General features: G+C 72.3%; 1 protein-coding gene. It reads right to left on the bottom strand.

The window, feature by feature from the left end; translation table 11 throughout:
• Positions 1-8: 8 nt before the first annotated feature.
• The gene (locus WMF22_RS17445) at positions 9-21,716 is read right to left on the bottom strand and encodes an SDR family NAD(P)-dependent oxidoreductase (protein ID WP_438036428.1); all 21,708 of its coding nucleotides are present in this window, start codon (positions 21,714-21,716) and stop codon (positions 9-11) included.
• Between the last annotated feature and the right edge of the window lie 37 nt (positions 21,717-21,753).

Below are 21,753 nucleotides of genomic sequence, written 5' to 3'. Positions count from 1 at the left end.
TCGACGCATCAAGGCCAAGTGGATGTGCCGTTCAGAGGGTGCGCGCCTGCGAGGATGCGCTCGGCCTCGTCCGCGGTGAGCCCCCCGCGCTCGAGCTGCCGGAGGATGTTCAGCTGCATCCGCTCGAAGGTCTCCCCGTCGACCGCCGCTCGATCTGCGCCGGAAGGCCGCGGCGGCCGCGCGCCAGGGCTGTCCACACGCGGGATCTCCTTCAGCGCGAAGTCCTTGATTTCGATACAGATTCGCCCCACATCGTCGGCGATGCGGACGTCAAAGCGCCGCAGCGCCGCCGGGGCGCGGCTTCGTCGGGGGGTCGCGTGGACATGCACCCAGCAGCGCGCGGGCAGGGTCCCCACGAGGACGAGCTCGCCGAGGGCGACGGGCAAGTAGGCTGCGCCCTCCTCGACGTCGGCCTCGATCGCCGCCACGACCTGGAGAGCGCCGTCCAGCAGCGAGGGGTGGAGCCCATAGGCGGCCGCATCGCCGGCCAGCGCCGCCGGCAACGCGAGGCGGGCGACCGCCTCGCCGTCGCCGCAGCGGAGCGCCGTGATGACGCGGTAGCTCGGCCCGTACTCCATGCCCAGCGAGGAAAGCGCGCGGTAACAGTCGTCAGGATCCAGCGTGCGGGGACAGCGCCGCTCGATCTCCTCGAGGCCCAGCGTGGCCGACGCGCGCGGGGTCGGCGCAGCGCCCCGGTACACGACGCGGCCTTGCGCGTGGGGCGGCCCGGCGTTGCCCGTCACGATCTCGAAGTCGGCGCCGTCCGCGGCCGGGCGCAGGCTGGTGACGACCTCGACCTGTCCGGACGCGGTGTCGAGATGGATGGGGCTCGACCAGACGACGTTCCTGAGCGCCGCGACCTCGCCCTCGCCCGCGATGGCCGCGCCGGCGCGCGCCATTTCCAGGCACGCCGCGCCCGGCAGCGTCGGCTTCCCGAGCGCCACGTGCTCGGCGATCACCGCGTCGCCTCGGGTCAGGTGCGTCGCAAACCGGACGGCTTTCAAGGTCGAGGCGTTCCGCTCGATCAGCGGGTGCACGCGCTCGGCGCGATCTGCCGCTGGCGCGCCGCGCGCCGGCGCGACCGGCGGGCGATACCGCTCGCGCGAGAACGCGTAGGTCGGGAGCGAGAGCCGCCGGTGGTCCTCCCTCGCGTAAAGCGGCGCCCAGTCGAGGTCGCAGCCCTCGAGATAGAGGCGCGCGAGCTCCTCCAGATGGCTACGGCGCTCGTCCGGCGCGAGCCGACCGCCCCGGAGCGCATCGAGCCACGCCTGTCCTTGCCGGCGCCGGGTCGGGGCGCCGCCGCCGGCACGCGCAGGCGCCTGGAGCTCCCGGAGCGCCATGCGCGGCGCTCCCAGCACCCGCCGGAGCTCGCGCGCGAGCGCGTCGACGCCGTCGACGACGAACGCGAGGCGCAGCGGGAAGTGGCTCCTGCCGAGGTGCAGGCTGAAGGCGATGTCCCGCAGCGGCGGCACGGGCGCAGCGCGCTCCAGCCAGGCGGCGAGATCCTCCACGCGCCGGCAGAGCGCGTCCTCGGTCTTTGCGGACAGCGCGACGAGATAGCAAGGCATGCGATCCGAGGCCCGCTCGTGCGGGGGCTCGGGGGCCTCGCGGACGACGACGTGCGCGTTGGTGCCGCTGAACCCGAAGGAGCTCACGGCGGCGAGGCGCGCGCCCTGCTCCGGCGCCGGCCAGTCGCGCAGCGCCGTGTTCACCAGGAACGGGCTCGCGCGGAAGTCGATGAGCTCGTTGAGGCGTTCGACGTGGAGCGAGGGCACGAGCTGGCGGTGCTCGAGGCAGAGCAGGACCTTGAGCAGCCCAGCGACGCCGGCCGCCGTGAGGGTATGGCCGATGTTCGTCTTGACCGATCCGATGGCGCAGGTCTGCGTCGCTTGGGTGTGACCGCGGAACGCGGCCGTCAGCGCCTCGATCTCGATCGGGTCGCCAAGGTGGGTCCCGGTGCCGTGGGCCTCGACATACGAGATCGACGCCGGGTTGATGCCGAAACGGGCGTACACGTCGCGCTCCAGCGCCGTCTGCGAGGGGGAGCTGGGTGACGTGATGCCGTTCGTCTTGCCGTCCTGATTGCTCCCGCTGCCACAGATGACACCATGGATGTGATCACCGTCTCGCAGGGCGTCGCTGAGGCGCTTGAGGACGAGCACGCCCACCCCCTCTCCGGGCACGAAGCCGTTGGCGCGGCTGTCGAAGGTCTTGCACCGTCCGTCGGGCGACAGCATGCCGCTCCGGCTCGCGCACACGTAGAACTCGGGGGTGCTCATGACAGCGACGCCGCCGGCGATCGCCATATCGCACGTACCCTCCCGGAGGGACTCGCAGGCAAGGTGGACCGCGACGAGCGATGAGGAGCAGGCCGTATCGACCGGCACGCTGGCGCCCTTCAGGTTCAGCAGGTACGAGATGCGCGCGGCGAGGATCGAGCTCGAGTTGCCCGTGAACGTGTACGCCTCGATGGGAACGCCGAGCCGCTTGAGCAGGGAGCCGTAATCGCCGGAGCCGACGCCGACGAAGACGCTGCAGCGCTTGTTGTCGAGGCTGGCGTCAGCATAGCAAGCGTCCTCTATCGCCTTCCAGGCCTCCTCGAGGAAGACCCTCTGCTGGGGATCCATGAGCTCCGCTTCGCGCCCTGAGATGTTGAAGAAGAGCGGGTCGAAGCGCTCGGTGTCGTCGAGGAGACCGCCCCACTTGCTGTAGCTCTTGCCCGGCGCGCCTGGATCAGGGTCGAAGAAGTCACGGTGATCCCAGCGCGTGATCTCTCGGACCGAATCCCTCCCGCTCGCCAGGTTCCGCCAGAACGCGTCCAGGCCGTCGGCCTCGGCGAAGCGCCCCGACATGCCGATGACGGCGATGTCGGCCGGCGGCGCTTCCAGGGCGCCCACGAGCGCAGGCGCTACCGCAGGAGCAGGCGCTACCGCAGGAGCAGGCGCTACCGCAGGAGCAGGCGCTACCGCAGGAGCAGGCGCTACCGCAGGAGCAGGCGCCGCGTGGACAGACGCCGCATCAACAGGCGAGCTCGCCTCGACCGGCGGCACAGGCGCAGCGGACTCGGGCGCTGCCGCCGCTGCGAAGGAGCCCAGCTGAGCGGCCCCTGACTCGGTGAGGACGTGGTCCGTCAGCTTGCGAATGCTCGCGTAATTGAACAGGTCCTGCGTCCGGAGATGGAAGCCGGGGACCCCGTTCAGCTTCGCGACGATGTCCGCCGCGAGCAGCGAGTCGACGCCGAAGTCGGTGAACGGCGCGTTGCGGTCGAGCGCCTGGGCGTCGAGCTGCAGCGTGGCGGCGACGCGCTCGGCGATGGTGGTCTCGACGTGCAGGCGCATAGCGTCCTCGTCCGCAGGAGACGCCGCGGCGGGCGTCGCGGTGACGAGCGCCGGCGCGGTGAGCCCGTTGACGAGGCGCTCCACCGGCGCCCGGGGGGCCGCGCGCTCGGGCGCGGACCGCGGGGCCGGTGCCGGCGTACTGGCCGGCTGCGCCGGCGCTCCGGCGGGCGTCCCCGGAGCGCGCGTCGACAGGACGATGCCGTCGCTCTCGGCCAGGAAGACGTGCTGGCCTACCCGCCGGCCGTCGGGCGCCTCCAGGCCCAGCGCGGAGATGGAGCGGAAGCCCGCCTCCTTGAGGCAGCTCTCCCAGCGAGGCACGTCGAGCAGGGGTGCTCCGCGCAGGCGCCGATCCTCGTCCGCGAACAGCCACCAGCCGTCGAGCAAGCCGAACGTCAACGTCGTGAACGACTGCACCGCGGTGACCTCGTTCAGGACGAGCCAGCCGCCCGACCTGAGGAGCTCTTTGACATTCCGGAGCGTGCGCTCGATCCGCCGCGTCGCGTGCAGGACATTCGCGGCGAGGATGAGGTCGTACTCGCCTGGCGAGAACCCCTGGGCAGCGACCTGCTGCTCGATGTCCATGGCCTGGAACTCGGCGAACGGGTAGGCCTCCCCGAACCGCCGCCGGCCGTGATGGATGAAGCCGGAGGAGACGTCCGTGTAGACATAGCGGACGTGATCGGCGTACGCCCGGAGCCCTTCGAGCACGACGCGGCTCGTCCCGCCGGTGCCGGCGCCGATCTCGAGGATGTGGATCTTCTCGCCCGGCCGGAGGGCGGGGAGGCGCGCCTTTAGGTAGGCATGCACCGCCCAGAGCACCACCTTGTTGTAGTGCGCAACGAGGACGCCGTCCGCGTAGACGGCCTCGACCAGCTCGTTCGAGGAGCGCGGAAAGAGCACGTCGGTCGCGAGCGCTTCGCCTCGCAGGACCTCGGGGTAGCGGGACGCGCACGCCCAGAGCAGGCGGGCGTGGGCCGCGAGCTCGGGCCACCGCGCGACGAACCGCTCAATCTCGTCCTCGGACGCCGCAATTCCATCCCGGAGCGCCGGATCATCGATCTTCTGCGCTGCCTCGACCTCGGCGCCACGCCGAACGATGAAGCCCGCGCGGGCAAGGATGCCGAGCAGCGCATCGTAGAGCTTGACGAAGGCAGGCGAGATCCCGAGCTGTCGGCGGAGAGCATCCATGTCGCTGCGCTCGCCGGCCCGGCGGAGGCCGCCCATGCGCTGGAACGCGCCGAGCAGCAGCATCGCCCCCAGACGCTCGAGCGCCTCGAACTCGTCGATGGCGCGGGCCACGCGGGGGCCGCCGAGGGCAGGCCCCGCGGCGGCGTCGACGGTCCGGTGGAGCCGCGGCGCGCCGGCGTCGGGGCGGATCTCGGCGCGCTGATCGAGGTCGACGCCGATGGCGGCGAGCAGCGCATCGCTCGCCTTGATGGGCATCACCACCTCGACCCGGCGCGCCAGAACCCGGGTGACGGCCTCCATGCCCTCTGCCGGCTGGATCGAGTAGAGGCCATGCGCCGCCAGGCGTTGCTGGTGCTCCTCCGTCGCCACGACGCCGACCTCGCCCCAGTAGCCCCACTGCAGAACGTGGACGGAGTACGGGACGCGAGCGGCCCACCAGCGCGCGAAGGCGTCCTTCGAGGTGCACGCAGCGGCGTAGTTGCTCTGCCCAGCGTTGCCGATGAACGACTGGGACGACGAGAAGAAGAGCACGAAATCCAGCGGTTCGCCCTGGAGGGCCTGGTAGAGAGCGACGCTGCCCGCGGCCTTCGGGGCGAGCGCAGCCCGGAAGGTGGCCTCGTCCATGGCGTCGATCGTCCGGTCGCGCAGGACGATGGCCGAGTGCACGACGCCGTGGAGCGCGCCGAAGCGCCGCTTCGCGGCCTCCACCGCGCTCCGGAGGGCGGCCGGATCGGTGACGTCGGCGGTCACATACATCGCCTCGCCGCCGCGCGCCTCGATCCGGGCGAGCTTGCTGCGCAGCGCCTCGCTCGACGCGCTCCGGCCGACGAGGACCACCTTCGCCCGCGCGTGTTCCGCGAGATAGAGCGCGAGCTCCGTCCCGAGGCCGCCCGCCCCGCCGACGATCAGGTAGACGCCGCCCTGCCGGAACGGGGGCCCATCGACGGGCGGCACGTCGAGCGGCATCAGCGTGCGCGCATACCAGCGACCTTGCCGCAGGGCCGACTCCTGCCCGCCGAGGCGGCCCGGCCCCGCGGCGATGGCCTCGGCGATCGCGCCGAGCTCCGCGTCGGGACCGAGCTGGAGGTCGACGCAGCCGACCGCCCACGCGCTCCGCTCTTTGGCGAGGGAGCGGCAGAACCCGAAGAAGGCTGCCGCGTGCGGGTTGCGGATCGTGCCGGCCCACACCTCGGCAGCGTCGTTGGTCACGACGTTGAGCGCGAGCGGCCGCGCGGCATACCCCGCGCGGCCGAGCGCCGTGACGAGCCGGAGCAGGGACAGCACGCCGAGCTCCTCGGCGCGGGCGAGAGCGCCGAGATCCGCGGGGTCGAACGGCTCCGGCTGGACGCCGAGGAAATACACCGCCCCGAGCGGCGGCAGGCCTCGAAGCACCTCGTCGAGCGCCCGCACGTCGCCCACAGGCACGCGGTACGAGCGCTCGCCGCGGCGCTCTGCGACCGCGGCCAGCTCGATCGCGATCACCTCCTCCCCTCGCCGCTCGTGGACACCCGCGATCGCCGCGTCGAGACCGGCGCAGCGTGGCGAATGGACGACGAGCACCGCCCCGCGGCCGTACGTCGAGGCGCCGGCCGGACCGGCGAGCAGCGGATCGCGAACGGGACGCCAGGCGGGCAGGTAAAAGACGCGCTCGAGCGGGTCGGTGCGCGCACGGAGCGCGAGCTCCCGGATCCGCACGCAGATCTGCCCCGCCTCGTCGGTGACGGCGATATTGACGCTGAGCGGGTCCCGGCCCGGCGTCACGTGGACGTAACCGCTCCGATCGAGCGGGCGAAGGAGCTCCAGCCGCTCGAGCGCGAACGGCAGGTGCGGGCGGCCGCTCCGCTGAAGCGTGGGGAAGGCGGCGAGCGCCTGCAGCGCGCCATCGAGGAGCGCGGGGTGGAGGAGATGGACGCCTGAGTCCGCCTCGTGCTCGGCCGTGAGGGCGACGCGCGCGAGGACCTCGCGCTCGCCCACCCGGAGCTCGCCGAGGGTTTGGAGGAAGCGGCCGTGGCGGATGCCCATCGCCCGCAGCCGGGCGTACGGTCCGCGCAGGGGATCCACGATGGTGGTGCATTGAGCCCGTATGGCCTCGAGCGGCAGGGTCGCACCGGGCTCGGCTCCGGCGGTGCTCCGCGGGCGGAGCACGCCTCGGGCATGGGTAACGCGCCGGCCTGCGGCCTCGGTATGGAGCTCGAAGGCCAGATGCGCGCCGTCTTCCCTCAGGGCGACGCGTGCGACGACGCCCTCGCCGGTCACGATGAGCGGCTGCAGCCACACGAAGTCCGCGATGTCGTACGCGGCGCCCGCGCGCGCGCGGGACGCAGCCACGAGCGCCGCGTCGAGCTGTGCCACGCCCGGCACGACGGGCTGGCCCTGCACCTCGTGGTCGCCGACGAGCGGCAGGTCGCGGCGCAGCACGCTGCGGAAGGCGAGCTCCTGCGGACCGGCGCTGCTGTCCGGGTCGCCGACGAGCGGATGTGCGGGTCGGGCCGCGACGTCGTGCGAGGGCCGGGCCGCGACGTCGTGCGAGGGCCGGGCCGCGACGTCGTGCGAGGGCCGGGCCGGCTCCTGGAACCAGCAACGCTTGCGCGCGAAGGGATAGGTGGGTAGAGCGACGCGCCGGCGCCCCGCGCTCGCATAGAGGCCGGTCCAGCCGAGATCGTACCCCTCGAGGTAGAGATCGCGCAGGGTGATGAGCGCCTCGCGGTAATGATCGCCGGCCAGCGTGCCCGCATCGAGCGCGACGATGAGCGCCTCGCCAGCCTCCCGGCGTCCAGGATCCTGCGCCTCCGGGGACGCGCTCAGATTGCGCCACCGCACCGGGCCGGTCGCCTCCTCGCGCTCGGCGTCGCGCAGGGCCTGGGCGAGCTCCTCGCGCGAGCCCGCAACGACGGCGAGCCGCACGGGGAAATGACTCCGGGCGACGAGCAACGTGAACGCGATATCGCCGAGCGCGTACTCGGCCCCCAGGGTGTCGAGCCAGCGCGCCAGGTCCGCAGCCCGTTGGCGGAGCGCGGGCTCGGTCTTGGCCGACAGCGGGAAGAGGTACGCCGGGCGCGGCGCAGAGGGAGCAGGCGGCGAGGGCGGCTCCTCCATGACGAGGTGCGCGTTGGTCCCGCTGAAGCCGAAGGAGCTGACGGCCGCGCGTCGGGGCGCGCCGTTCGCGTCCCACGCGCGCGCCGTGGTGGGCACATAAAAGGGGCTGCCCTCGAAATCGATGAACTCGTTGGGCCGCGTGAAGTTGAGCGACGGCGGGATCCGCGCGTTCTTGAGCGCCAGCGCCGCCTTGATCACGCTCGCGACGCCGGCCGCGGCCACGGCGTGGCCGATGTTCGTCTTGACGGAGCCGAGCGCGCAGTACTGCTTTCTGTCCGTGTAACGCCGGAAGGCGTTCGTCAGCGCCTCGACCTCGATGGGATCCCCGAGCCTCGTCCCCGTCCCGTGCGCCTCGACCAGCGTGATCGTCCCCGGATCGATGCCTGACGACTGGTAAACGGAGAGCTCGAGCTCGGTCTGCGAGCGCGCGCTCGGCGCCGTAATCCCGTTGGTCCGGCCGTCTTGATTGAACCCGGACCCCTTGATGACGGCGTGGATGTTGTCGCCGTCCCGGAGCGCGTCGTCGAGCGGCTTCAGCACCACCGCGCCGACCCCTTCGCCGGGCACATAGCCGTTGGCCCCGTTGTCGAAGGTCTTGCACAGGCCGTCGGGCGACAGCATGCCGGCATTGCTGTTGATGACGTGGAAGTGCGGCGTCGTGCGGATGAACACGCCGCCGGCCACGGCCAGCTCGCTCTCGCCCGCGATCAGGCTCTGACAGGCGAGGTGGAGCGCGACGAGCGACGAGGAGCAAGCCGTGTTCACCGCCACGCTCGATCCTCTCAGATCCAGGAAGTACGACAGCCTGGCGGGCACGACGGAGGGCTCGTTGCCCCAGAACGACTGGGCTTCGAGCCCCACCCCCGCCCGAACCATCCTGTCGACGTAATCGCTCTGCCCGACGCCCACGAAGACGCTGCAACGGCTGTTCGCGAGCGCCGCCGTTGCGTATCCGGCGTCCTCCAGCGCGGCCCAACCGATCTCGAGGAACAGGCGCTGCTGCGGATCGGCGAGCTGCGCCTCCTTGCCCGAGATGTTGAAGAAGAGCGGATCGAACTCGTCGATGTCGCCGAGGAAGCCGCCGCGCCGACAGTACGTCTTGTCGAGCCGCTGCGGGTCCGGGTCGTAGTAGGCGTCCACGTCCCAGCGCTCCTTCGGCACCTCCGTGATGGCGCTGTGGCCCTCGATGAGGTTGCGCCAGAACGCGTCGAGGTCCCGGGCTCCAGGGAACCGGCCCGCCATCCCGATGATCGCGATGTCGCGCGAGGTGAGCGCGGAAGCGGGCCGAACCGGTCGCCCGCCGGCTCGCGGGGCCGCCGCGGGCGGGTGGATCTCGACGGCGACATCAGCCGTTGTGACAACGACCTTCCCGACGTTCCTGCGCTCCTCTAGGTAGCTGTAGGCCTCGCGCACCGCGGCGAAGGGGAACACCTTCCCCACCGTGGGCCGGATGAGGCGGTTCCCGAGCGCCTCGACCATTCGATCGAGGTAGCGCGCGGCGAGCTCGGGGCTCTGCCGGAGCAGCTTTCTCAGGTCCAGGCTGTAGAAGGTCTGGTTGTCGACCAGGTGAGCGAGGTTGATGTTGCGAGCGCCCTTGAGCCCCGTCACCGCGATCTCGACATAACGACCGCCCGGGGCGAGCACATCGAAGTTCTTCTGGATGGCGTCCCCCGGCAGGGTATTGAAGATGACATCGACCCCGCGGCCACCGGTGAGCTCCAGGACAGCGCGCGCGAAGTCGTCCTCGCGGTGATTGATCCGGTGAGGGACGCCGAGCCCGGCGAGATAGTCGAGCTTCTCGCGCGAGCCCGCGGTCGCGAAGATCTCGGCGCCGATCTGCTGCGCGAGCTGGACCGCGATGAGCCCCGTCCCCCCCGTGGCCGTGTGGATGAGCACCCGCTCGCCCGGCTCGAGCCGCGCCAGCTCGAAGCCCCGGTCCATGGTCATGTACACGATCGGGAACGCGCAGGCCTCTTCGTGGGTGATGCCCGCCGGCTTGCGGGCCACGGCGCTCTCCTCGAGGTTGACGAGCGTGCTGTGCCCCCCCATCGCAGCGCCGACCAAGCCGATCACCTCGTCACCGACGCGCACGCGGCGCACGCCGGGCCCCACCGCGAGCACCACACCCGAGACCTCGAACCCCGGCGTGAACGGGTATTCCGGCATCGTCGGATACAGGCCCTTGACGCAGAGCAGATCACCGAAGTTGAGGGCGAACGCCTTGACGTGAATCTGGACCTCCAGCTCGCCCGGCGCGCGCGGGCGCACGGCCTCGACGCGCATGTCATGGATCTTGCCCGGCCGGGTCAGCACCACGGCGCGGTGCCCCGCGACCCCCGCGCCCTCCGGCGCGGGCGCGTGCGGGGCTGACATGGCAGGCGGAAGGACACCGTCCAAGAGGCTCGTCTCCTCCGCGGGCGCGGCGTGATCGCTGGCGCGGACGCCCGGCAGGAGCGCAGCGTACGCTGGCGCCGCCGGCGCGTCCCAGGCGCTGATCGGCTCGAACGACGTTGCCCGGGCGGTGGTCTGCTCACGCGGGGGCTCGGGCGCCGCGGACGCCTCCGGCGCCGGGTCGACGGTGGCCGCACCCAGCGCCGCAGCGGCGCGCTCTCCGTGCTCTTTGGCGATGAAACGCGCGAGCTCTCTCACGCTGCTGTGATCGAACAGGGCCGTCGTCCGCAGCGTGACGCCGTACGCCGTGTTGATGACGTTGATGAGCTCGATGCCAATGACGGAGTCCACACCATACTCGCTGAACTGCCGCTCCCGATCGATGCCTTCGGGGACCATGGTCAGCGCGCGCGCGACGTGCACCGCGATGTCGCTCTCCAGACGCTGCAGCAGCGCACGTGCGTCGACCGGCGCCGGGCCGCCGGCGGAGGCACGCGCCCGCGACGGACCGGCGGCCGCGCGGGACGCCGTCGTGGCCGCCGGCAGCGCTGCCGGGCCGCGCGCCGGCGCCCCATCGGCGCCTGCTCGCGCGCCGGCGCCCATGGCGGCGAGCACCCGCTCCTCCGCCTTGATCGAGACCACCTGGGTCTCGGAGTGCGACAGCACGCGCTCGACGGCCTCCAGCCCCTCGTCGATGCGGATCGAGGCGACGCCCTGCGCGGCGAAGCGCTTCGCGTGCGCCTCGCCAGCGACAACGCCCACCTCGCCCCAGTACCCCCAGTTGATGACCCGGACGCGGTACGGCGCGGTCCGGGCGAGGTGATGGGCGAACGCGTCCTTGAACGTGCATCCGGCCGCGTAGCTGCTCTGACCGGCGCTGCCGGTGAAGGACTGAGCCGACGAGAAGAACAGGAAGAAGTCGAGCGGCTCGCCGGCGAGCGCGTCGAGGAGCGCGACGCTCCCGTTGACCTTCGGCGCCAGCGCGGCCTTGAAGCTCGCTTCATCCATGTTCTGGAGGGTCCCGTCTCGCACGACGATCGCCGAGTGGACCGCCCCATGGATGCTGCCGAAGCGCGCCTTCGCCTGGCGCACGGCCTCCCGCACGGCCGCAGGCTCGGCGGCGTCCGCGCGCACGTAGAGCACGCTGCCGCCGAGCGCGTCGATGCCCGCGATCTTCGCTCGCTGCGCCTCGCTGAGCTCGCTGCGGCCCACGAGGACGAGCCGCGCCTGAACCTTGGCAGCCAGGTGGCGCGCAAGCTCCAGCCCGATGCCGCCCGCGCCACCGAGGATGAGGTAGACGCCCCGCTGGCGGAGCGGCAACTGCTCCGCTCGAGGCAGCCGCACAGGCAAAAGGACGCGCTCATAACGCTGGCCCTCGCGGAAGGCCACCTCGCCGCCCCGCGGGCTCGCCGGCTCGGCCACGATCGCGCGACCGAGCGCCCGCAGCACGCCCGCCGCGTTCGCGTCGTCGGACGTCAGGCGGACGTCGAGGCAGCTGACGGCCCAGCGCGGACATTCCTTCGAGAGCGATCTGCAGAAGCCGAACAGGCTGGCCGCGTACGGCCGGCCCGATTCGCCGGGGAGGATCGGATGCACCTCGTTGGTGACCACCTTGAGCTGCAGCGCGCGCTGCTCGAAGCCGCAGCGGAGCAAGCTCTTCACCAGGCGGAGAAGCGACAGCACGCCCCTCTCCTGGCTCGACGCCAGCGCGGCCATGTCGCCCGCCGTGCAGGGCCCTGCCTCCAGCGCCGCCAGATACACCACCGCGCGCAGATCCTCGATGGCGCCGAGCCAGGCGTCGAGCGCGGCAGCATCGCCGAGCGCGAGCTCCCAGCGATCTGCCGCGCGCTGCCTCGTTGCCGCGCCGAGGGTGACGCGGATGACGCGCGCTCCCTGGTGCGCGTCTTCCAGCACGTCCTCCAGGCCGCAGGGCGCGGGCGGCTCGATGAGGAGGACCGTCCCCGCCAAGCCGCGCGGCGCCTCGGCCGGCGTCGGCAGGGGCGCCGGCCGCCAGAGCGGCGCGAACAGGTCGGGGCCCGATACCGCGTCCTTGAGCGGCCTGAGGACGAGGTCGACGAGCCGAACGCAAGGATGCCCCTGCTCGTCGAGGACCTCGATCCCATAACGCCCCTCGCCGGTGCGCCTGACGTGGGCGTAGACGCGGCGCGTGAGAGGCTTGACGAGCTCCACCCGCTCGGCCGCGAAGGGCAGCTGCGCGTGAGCGTTCTCTCCGCGGTGGATCGCGAGCGCGCCGATGACGTGGAGCGCGGCGTCCATCATCATGGGGTGGATGACGAGCTCGTCGAGCTCCCGCTCGCGCTCGGGCGGCAGCGTGAGCAGGCCGAGCGCCTCGTCGTCGCCCACCCAGGCCTGCTCGACCCGCTGGTACGACGGACCGTAGTCCATGCCGACAGCCCTGAACTGCGCGTAGAGCGCGCCCTGGGTCACGGGCGCCGAGCACCTCTCCTGAAGCGCCACGATATCGATGCGCGCAGGCCGCTCACCCGCCGACGCCCCCAGATCGACCGCGCCCTTCGCATGGGTCACCCACCTCTGTTGCGCGTCCTCGGTCTGGATCTCGAACCGCAGGGAGCCCGCCTCCTCGCGGAGGACGACATCGACGCTCCTCGGCTGCTCGTCGACGATGACCGGCTGCAGCCAGACCACATCGCGCAGCGCGTGCGGATGACCGGGCGCGGCTTCGGCGACGGCGGCGCGCGCCATCTCGAGGTAGCCCACCCCCGGCAGGATGGAGCGTCCCCGAACCTTGTGATCCCGCAGGAGCGGCTCGGCGGACACGAGCGCCTTGCGGAACACGAGCCCGCGCGTCTGCTGCAGGCTCCGCGCCGGGACGATCCGATCGAGCAGCGCGTGGAGCCGCGCGCCAGTGCCTGACGCCGAGGACGGTACCTCGGGCAGCCAGTGCCGCTCGCGAACGAAGGGGTAGGTCGGAAGCGACACCCTGCGCCCCCTCGCGCCGCCCGCGCTCCGGCGCACCGCGTCCCAGTCCACCTCGACGCCGCGGACCCAGAGCTGCGCCAGCTTGTCGAGCTTGCGCTGGCGCGCGATGGCTCGGACGAGCTCGGCGCCTTCCTCGCCCTCCAGCAGCAGCTCGGGTCGCCCGGCCTCGCGCCGCGCGCTGCCCACGTACACGGCCGCGACGCCCGTCGCGCCGCGGCCGTGCTGATCGAGCTTGTCGCGGAGCTCGCCCAGCGTCGCGGCGACCACCGCCATCCGCTCCTCCATGACCTCGCGGCCCACCTGGAGCGTGTAGGCGATGTCCGCGAGCGCGAGCCCCTCCCACGCGGGCGCCGTGGTGGACCCGCCCTCGAGCGGCGCCACGCCTTGCGCCACGAGCCCTCGCGCGAGCGCCTGGATCGTGGCCCGATCGGCGAGCAGCGCCGGATCGATCCCGTACGTCTGGGCCACGCGCTCGATGAACAGGGTCAGGGAGACCGGGCCGAACTCATACTCGTTCAGCGGCTCCTCCGGGTCGAGCTCGGCAGGCGCCACGCCGAGCGCGTGGGCCGCCATTGCGCGCAGCTCCCGCGCGAGAGCATCCGCGTGATCCGCGGCGAGGGGCGCCGCCGAGGCGCCGCCCTGCTCGGCGATCCGCTTGCCCAGGAACGCAGCGAGCTTGCGGGCGTAGGCGTCCAGCTGCTCCGGGGTGCGGGCGGACAGGACGACGACGTGCGGGCCGGGCTGCGGCGCGACGGCCTCGGGAGATGGCGCGACGTACTCTTCGAGGATGACGTGCGCGTTCGACCCACCCGCGCCGAAGGAGCTCACGCTGGCCTGCCGCGCGACGGCGCGCGCTGCGCCGCCGTCATCGATCACGGGACGGGACCAGGGCTCCAGCGTTCGCTGCACGTACAGCCCTGCATCCTCCAGCGCGAGGTGCGGGTTCAGCCGGTCGGCATGGATCGAGGGCGCGAGCGCGCCGTGCTTCATCTGGAGGAGCACCTTGGTGATGCCCGCGATGCCGGCGGCGGACTCGAGGTGTCCGATGTTCGATTTCACCGAGCCGACAGGGCAACGCCGGCGCCGGGAGGCCGGCGCGCCGAGCTGCTCGAATGCCGCCTGGAGGCCGGCGATCTCGATGGGATCGCCGAGCGACGTGCCCGTCCCGTGCGCCTCGATGTACCCGATCTGCTCCGGCCGCAGCCCCGCGTTCCGCAGCGCGCGCGCGATCACCTCGGCCTGCGCGGCGGGGTTGGGCACCGTGTAGCCGTTCGTCCGGCCGCCGTGGTTGATGGCGGTGCCGCGGATGACCGCGTAGATCCGGTCGCCGTCGGCCTCGGCGGCGCGGAGCCGCTTGAGCACGACCGCGCCGACCCCCTCGCCTGGCACATACCCGTCGCCCCCCTCGCCGAAGCTCCGACAGCGCCCGTCGCTGGAGGCGAACTTTCCCTGGCTGAGGGCCAGGTACTTGTTCGGATGGAGCGAGAGGTTCACCCCTCCGGCGAGCGCGAGCTCGCACTCGCCCCGCAGGATGCTCGCGCACGCGAGGTGGACGGCCGTCAAGGACGAGGAGCACATGGTGTCCACGGCGAGGCTGGGGCCGTGGAAGTCGAGGACGTAGGAGACGCGGTTGGCGATCGACGCGTGGATCGAGCTCGGCGTGAAGCCCGAGCCGCGGTGGGCAGGCTCCAGGCTGAGCAGCTGGTACTGGGCGTACATGACGCCCACGAACACGCCGACGAGGCTGCCGCGGAGCGCCTCACGCGAATGGCCGGCGTCCTCGATCGCTTGCCACGCGATCTCCAGGAAGAGCCGCTCCTGCGGATCCATGATCTTCGCCTCGCGTGGCGAGATGGCGAAGAAGAGGGGATCGAACTTGTCGACGTCGTCGAGGAAGCCGCCCCACCGGGAGTAGCTCTTGCCCGCCTTGCGCCGATCGGGGTCGTACCATGCGCGGTGATCCCAGCGATCCGCGGGGATCTCCGTGATGCAGTCCGCGCCCGAGCGGATGCGCTCCCAGAACTCGTCCAGGTCGCTTGCCATGGGGTAACGGCCGCTCAGCCCGATGATGGCGATCCCCTCCTGCGACGGGTCGTCCTCTCGGCGCCACGCCGGCAGCGCGGCCGCCGCACTCGGGGGTCGCGCTGCTCCCACGGCGGCGGCCGACGCGGCGGCCGCCGCGGTTGCGGACGGCGCGCCGGCCGCGGCCCCGGGGGATGCCGCCTGACCTAGCTTGGCCGCCACGCGCGGCAGGCAGCGCTTGAGCAGGTAGCTCGCGAGCTCCGCCACGCTCCGGTGCTCGAACAGCAGCGTCTTCGGCAGCTCGCCGAAGTCGCGCTCGAGCTTGCGGGTGATGTTCATCACCATCACCGACTCGATGCCGTAGGTCTCGAACGCGGCCCGCGCAGAGATCTTGTGCTGCGGCAGCTTCATCTCCGCCGACAGCAGGGCCTTGAGGTGCTCCTCCAGGCGCGCGCGAAGCCCCGGCTCGTCCCCCTGAGCGACCCGGGCATCGGGCGCGGCGCGCTCGGCGGGCATCGCCTCGGGCGCGGCCGGCTTCAGCCCCGACACGATCCGGCCGTGATCGCCGGAGAGCACAAGGATCTGCGGGTGCGCCGATCGCAGCGCCGAGGCGAACGCGGCGAGTCCGTCGCGCGTGGCCAGCGGTGTCCATCCGAGCGCCTCCCGCATCCAGTCCTGGACCGCCTCGGGGACCTTCATGCCGCCCTCCTCCCAGAGCGGCCAGTTGATGGAGAGCGTCCTGCCGGACCGTCGCTCCTCCGCGCGGAGGCGCTCTCGCTCGACCGCGAAGTGATCGAGGAAGCTGTTGGCGAAGGCATAGTCGCACTGCCCGGCATTGCCGAGCGCTGCAGCGGCCGACGAAAAGAGGACGAACGCCTCGAGGGGTTCGTGCCGGGTCGCCTCGTCCAGCCAGAGCGCGCCGTACACCTTGGCGGCCAGGCATGCCCTCACCTCCTCGACGGTCTTGTTCGCGAGCAGCGCGTCGCGGACGTGGCCGGCCGCATGGATGACCCCGCTGAGCGCGCCGAAGCGGGTCCTCGTCGCAGCGACGAGCCCAGCCACCTCCGCGCGACTCGATACATCGGCCTGCAAATAAACGACCTCGGCCCCGCCCTCGGTCAACGCGCGGAGGCGCGCTGCCCGCGGCGCGCTCAAGGCCGAGCGGCCGGACAGGACGAGCCGCGCCTCCAGCGTGCGCGCAAGGTGCTCGGCGAACGCGAGCCCCAGCTCTCCGGCGCCCCCGGTGATGAGGTACACCCCGCGGCGCCGGAGCGGCGCGGGCTCAGGGAGGTCGCCGTGCGCCGATGCGACCTCGTCCCAGGCCCTCTCCCACCGCCGGCCGTCTCGGTCGTAACGCACCTCCGCGCTCCCGTCAGCGGTACGGAGCTCGATCAGCAGGCGATCGAGCTGGTCGGGCGACAGGCAGGCGCCGGTGGGCTCGAAGGCGGGGATGGCCACGGCTTTGATGGCCAGTCGCGGGTCTTCGTGCCGGACACTCTTCGCGAAGGCGGCGAGCGCGCCGTAGGCGGGCCGGACCCCGGTCCCCTCTTCGGCGTGGACAAAGGCGAGCTGCACGGGCTCGGACGGGCGCGTCGCGGCGAGCGCCTGCGCCAGCGGCAGGACGGACAGGATGCCGCGCTCCAGCTGCACGGTCGTGTCGCCTTCGGGATGCTCGCGCGACCACAGGTGCAGCACTTCGGCCGGGCGCAAGCCGCGGCGCTCCAGCGCCCGGAGCAGCTGCCGGTAGTCGTCGAGGGCCCCGGGGCGGACGGAGAAGCTCCCATCGTGCCGCTCGGCGAAGCCGCGCCCGGGGACGACGAGCAGCGCTGGGCGCGCGGCGCCCGCGGCGTCGCTCCGCTGGCGCGCGGCGTCCACGAGCTCCCCGCCGAGATCGAAGATGAGGAGCGCGCCGCCGGGCGCCGCGTCGCCGGCGCCCGACGGCGCGGGCGGGCGCTGCCGCCACACCGGGCGAAAGAGCGAGCAGCTGGCGCCCGTCGCGGGCCGCGGGAGCGCCGCGCCGTCGAGGCGCTTCACCGCCAGGTCCATCATCGCCGCGAGCGGCGAGCCATCCTCGCTGTAGACCCGGATCTCGAAGCGCTCGATCGTCGGATCGGCGGGCGCCGCGCCCACGGCCCGGCGGGCGTGCGCGTACGCCGCGCGCTCGACGGGCCCGAAGAGCTCGAGCGTGCCGAGGGCGAAGGGCACGTAGGTGTCGCCCGAGGCGGCGCTCCGCGCCGCAAACAGACCGAGCAGGGCCTGAAGCGCTCCGTCGAGCAGCACCGGGTGGAGGACGCAGCGCTGAAGCTCCGGCGAGAGCTCCGCCGGCAGCGCGAGGCGCGCGAGCGCCTCGTCCGGCCCGAAGGCGAGCTCCTGGAGCGACTGGAAGGCCGGCCCGTAAATCAGCCTGCGCTCGCGGAACTGCGCATAGCAGGTCCCCGCGGACCAGCGCGCCGGGCAGCGCGCCCGGATGACGTTGACGTCGACCCGCGGCGACGCGGTCGCTGGCTCGTCGCGCATCAGCTTGCCCGACGCGTAGACGTGCCTCGCGCCTCCCTCCAGCGCGCCCCACACCTCGTATGCGACGGAGTCGTGATCCGCCGCGAGGCTGACGCTGACCTCGGCACCCAGCTCAGGATCGACCGCCAGCGCGCTGGACCAGACGGCCTGGGCGATCCGGCGCACCGGCGGGAGCCCGGCGAGCTCGCCGGCGGCACGCGCCATCTCGAGCACAGCCACGCCCGGCAGCACGCGCCGACCATCGACGACGTGATCGGCGAGGAACGGCTCGTCGCCGCGGAAACGCGTCGTGAAGCGCGGCTCTCCCAGCAGCGACGTATTCTGCCCGATCAGCGGATGCAGCCGCGCTGGGGGCGCGCCCCCGGCGAGCAGGGCGCCGCCGGGGCTGCCGATCCAGCAGCGCTCCTTCACGAAGGGCCGCGGGGGCAGCGAGATCCGCCGCGGCTTCGAGGGAGCCGCGAGCTGCGCCCAATCGATCTCGACCCCCGCGACCCACAGCGCGGCCAACCCTCCCAGGTCGCGCGCGGCGAGCGCCGCCGCGCGGGCGTCGTCCGGAGCAGCCGCCTCCAGCGCGGCCGGCCGAGGCGCGTCGGCGGTATTGCCCTGATACAGCCTCTCTACGGGCTGGCGCGTGACGTACGCGTCGAGCTTCCCGATGAGCTCCTCCACCGAGGAGGCCACGAAGGCGAGCCGCTCCGGCATGGGCTCCCTGCCCACCTGCAGCGTGTAGGCGAAATCGCGGAGGTAGCCGCTGCCATGAGGCGCTTGCAGGCGCGCCAGGCCGTCGCGCAGCGCCGTCGCGTACGCCGCAAGGCGCTCGCGATCCCTCGAAGACAGCACGATGAGCACCGGGGCCTCCGGGCTCGCGGCGGCCGGCGCTGGCGGCGCGTCGTACTCTTGAAGGACGATGTGCGCGTTGGCGCCGCCCGCGCCGAACGAGCTGATCCCGGCGATGCGTGGAGCGGCGACCTCCTCGCCGCCCTCTCGCAGCACGGGCTGCCGCCACTCGCTCAGCGTCCTCTGCACGCGGAACGGCGAGCCTTCGAACGAAATGTTCGGGTTCAGCCGCTCGGCGTGCAGCGAGGGCGCGAGCGCCCGGTGCTTCATCTGGAGCAGCACCTTCGTGATGCCGGCGACGCCCGCCGCGGACTCCAGATGTCCGATGTTCGACTTCACCGAGCCGATAGCGCAGCGCTGGGCGTCGTCGCCGCGGCGCAGGTCGCCCCCGGCCTGGAACGCCTTCGTGAGCCCGGTGATCTCGATCGGATCGCCCAGGGCGGTGCCGGTGCCGTGCGCCTCCACGTAGCTCACGCATCGGGGGTCGACCTTGGCCCTGCGAAGCGCCTCGACGATCACATCACGCTGCGCGTTGGGGCTCGGCACGGTCAGACCGTTGGTCTTGCCGCCATGGTTGAGCGCGGTGCCCTTGATGAGCCCATAGATGAGATCGCCGTCCGCCGCCGCCTTCCGCAGCGGCCTGAGCAGCAGCGCGCCGACGCCCTCCCCCGGCACGTAGCCGTCCCCGCCCTCGCCGAAGCTGCGGCAGCGGCCGTCGCTCGCGGCGAATCGGCCGTGGCTCAGGATGAAGTACTTGCTCGGGTGAACCGTGAGGTTGACGCCGCCGGCGATGGCAGCGTCGATCTCGCCGCGGCGGATGCTCTCGCACGCGAGATGGATGGCCGTGAGCGAGGACGAACAGAGGGTGTCGAGCGCGATGCTCGGGCCGCGCAGGTTGAGGTGATACGAGACCCGATTCGCGATCGACGCGAAGAAGGAGCCTGGGGCAACCACCTCGGCGCGGAGCGACTCCTCGAGGGCGATGAGCTGATAATGGGAGTACATGACGCCCACGAACACGCCGACCCGCTCGCGCGCGAGCCGGCCCCTCGTATGCCCGCCGTCCTCCAGCGCGTGCCATGCAGCCTCCAGGAAGATCCGCTCCTGGGGGTCCATCAGCTCCGCCTCCCTTGGAGAGATGTTGAAGAAGAGCGGATCGAACTGATCGACGCCGGAGAGGAATCCGCCCCACTTGCTGTAACTCTTGTCCCGCCGATCCTTGTCGTGGCTGAAGAAGGAGCGGTGATCCCAGCGGTCCGAGGGGATCTCGGTGATGCAGTCGCGACCTGCCCGCAGGTTCTCCCAGAACACATCGAGGCTCTCGGCCATCGGGTAACGTCCGGCGAGGCCGACGACGGCGATGGTATCGTCCTCGGTGAGCTGCTCGGCCGTCGGGCGGCTCCGCTCCGGCGCGGCGGCGGGCTGGGCGCCGGGCGTCACGGCAGCGGGCCACCATCGCGAGCGCGAGGGATCCCTCTCCGGCGTCGGCGCGGCCGGCTCCGGCGTCGGCGCGGCCGGCGCCTCCCCGCGGGCGTCGTCGCTCAGCCTGTCCGCGTGGTGCTCCGCCAGATAGCCGGCGAGCTCGGAGACGCTGTTGTACTCGAAGAAGAGCGTCTTCGAGAGGACGCCGAACCGCTCCTCCAGCGCGCGCGTCAGCGTCACGATCAAGATCGAGTCGATGCCGTAGGCCTCGAACGGCTTGCTCGCGTCGATCTTGTCAGGAGGCAGCTTGATCTCGGCGGAGAGCACCGCCTTCACGCAGGCCTCCGCGCGCTCGCGCGTCGCGCCGCCCCCGGCACAAGGCGGCGCCACCGACGCGACGCTCGCGCCGCCGACCGGGGAGCTGAACCCGAGCGCGGCCTTCATCTTCGGCGCGTCGCCGGAGAGCACCGCGACCTGCGCGAACGGCCCTCGCAGCGCGGCCTCGAGCGCCTCGATCCCGGCCCTGCGCTCGAGCGGCTCGAAGCCCATGACCTTGCGCGCCCACGCGATCGATCCCTCGTCGGCCGTCATCCCTCCGTCGCGCCAGAGCGGCCAGTTGATCGCGACGGTCCGGCCGGCGCGCGCGCCCCGCAGCCGCGACGCATCGCGGTGCGCCGCGAAATGGTCCTGGAAGCTGCATGCGAAGGCATAGTCGGCCTGACCCACGTTGCCCATCACGGCGACGATGGAGGAGAAGAGGACGAAAAGATCGAGCGGCTCGGCCTGCAGAACCTCGTCGAGGTACACGGTCCCATGCACCTTCGGGGCGAGCACCTCGGCCATTGATGCCCTCGTCTTGCGCGCGAGGAGCCCGTCCTGAAGCGCACCGGCGCAGTGAAAGACGCCGTGGATCCCGCCGAACTGGGCCCGGATCTTGGCCGCGAGCGCCTCGACCGAATCCCTCCGCGCGACGTCGGACGTCACATAGACGGGCTGCGCGCCGAGCGCGGCGAGCTCAGCGAGGCGGCGCTCCTTGTCGGCGCTGAGCGGGGAACGCCCCGTCAGGATCAAGGTGACCCTGGGGCACCGCCGCGCCACGTGCTCGGCGACCAGGCCGCCGAGCCCTCCGAGGCCCCCTGTGATGAGATACACGCCGTCGGGGCGGAAGGGGTTCTCCTCGCCTGAAGCGAACCCGGGCGCGAGCTCGCGCGGCCGCCGCACCAGCCGGCGGCCGCCCTCGTACAAGACCTCTGCATCGGTGGCGGGCGCCCCGAGCTCTTGCCGCACGGCCTCCGACCAGGCGAAAGGATCCGCTGCGACGACGCCCACGGCCTTTCCCGCGAGCTTCGGATTCTCCAGGCGCAACGTCCGGAGCAGGGCGCCCGCGCCCGCGTAAAGCGCCGACGGCCCCGGCGCGCTGGCATCGTACAGATACAGCAGCGCAGTCTCCTGCGTCGGCCTGCGATCGAGGAGCGTCTTGCTCAGGCCGAGCAGCGAGTACGCGCCCTCGTCCAGCCGCGCGTCGATCCCCCCGACGGCGCCCACCGCTCCACCGCGCGACCAGGCGTGGACGATCACCGACGGCGAGAATCGTTGCCTCTCCAGCGCTCGGAACAGCCGCGCATAATCCTCGTCGCGCCCAGGATGGATCTCGAACGCGTGCTCTCCACGCTCATGAAACCCGTCCCCTGGCGTCACGAGCACGGCAGGCGCCGCGCCGTCGAGGCGAGCCTGGAGCGCGCGGCGGATCCCCTCGCCGGTGTCAAAGACGAGCGCGGGGCCGGCGTGCGCAGCGGCCGGCTCCGCGGGCGATGGCTCCCAGACCCATCGGCAATACATCAACGCCTGCGCTTGGGGCGCGCGCTCGGCGGGGGCGGCGGCGTGCTGCCGCTCGGCGTATAGCCGGAGCCCCTCCTCCGGAGACACCTGGCCGGACTTCACCATCTCAAGAATTCGTTTCGTCGCAGGATCCATCTCAACC

The organism is Sorangium sp. So ce204, assembly GCF_051526795.1.
GTDB lineage: Bacteria > Myxococcota_A > Polyangia > Polyangiales > Polyangiaceae > Sorangium > Sorangium cellulosum_B.
The sequence above is the reverse complement of the archived record's forward strand: the minus strand, read 5'-3'. Positions and strand labels throughout refer to the sequence as shown.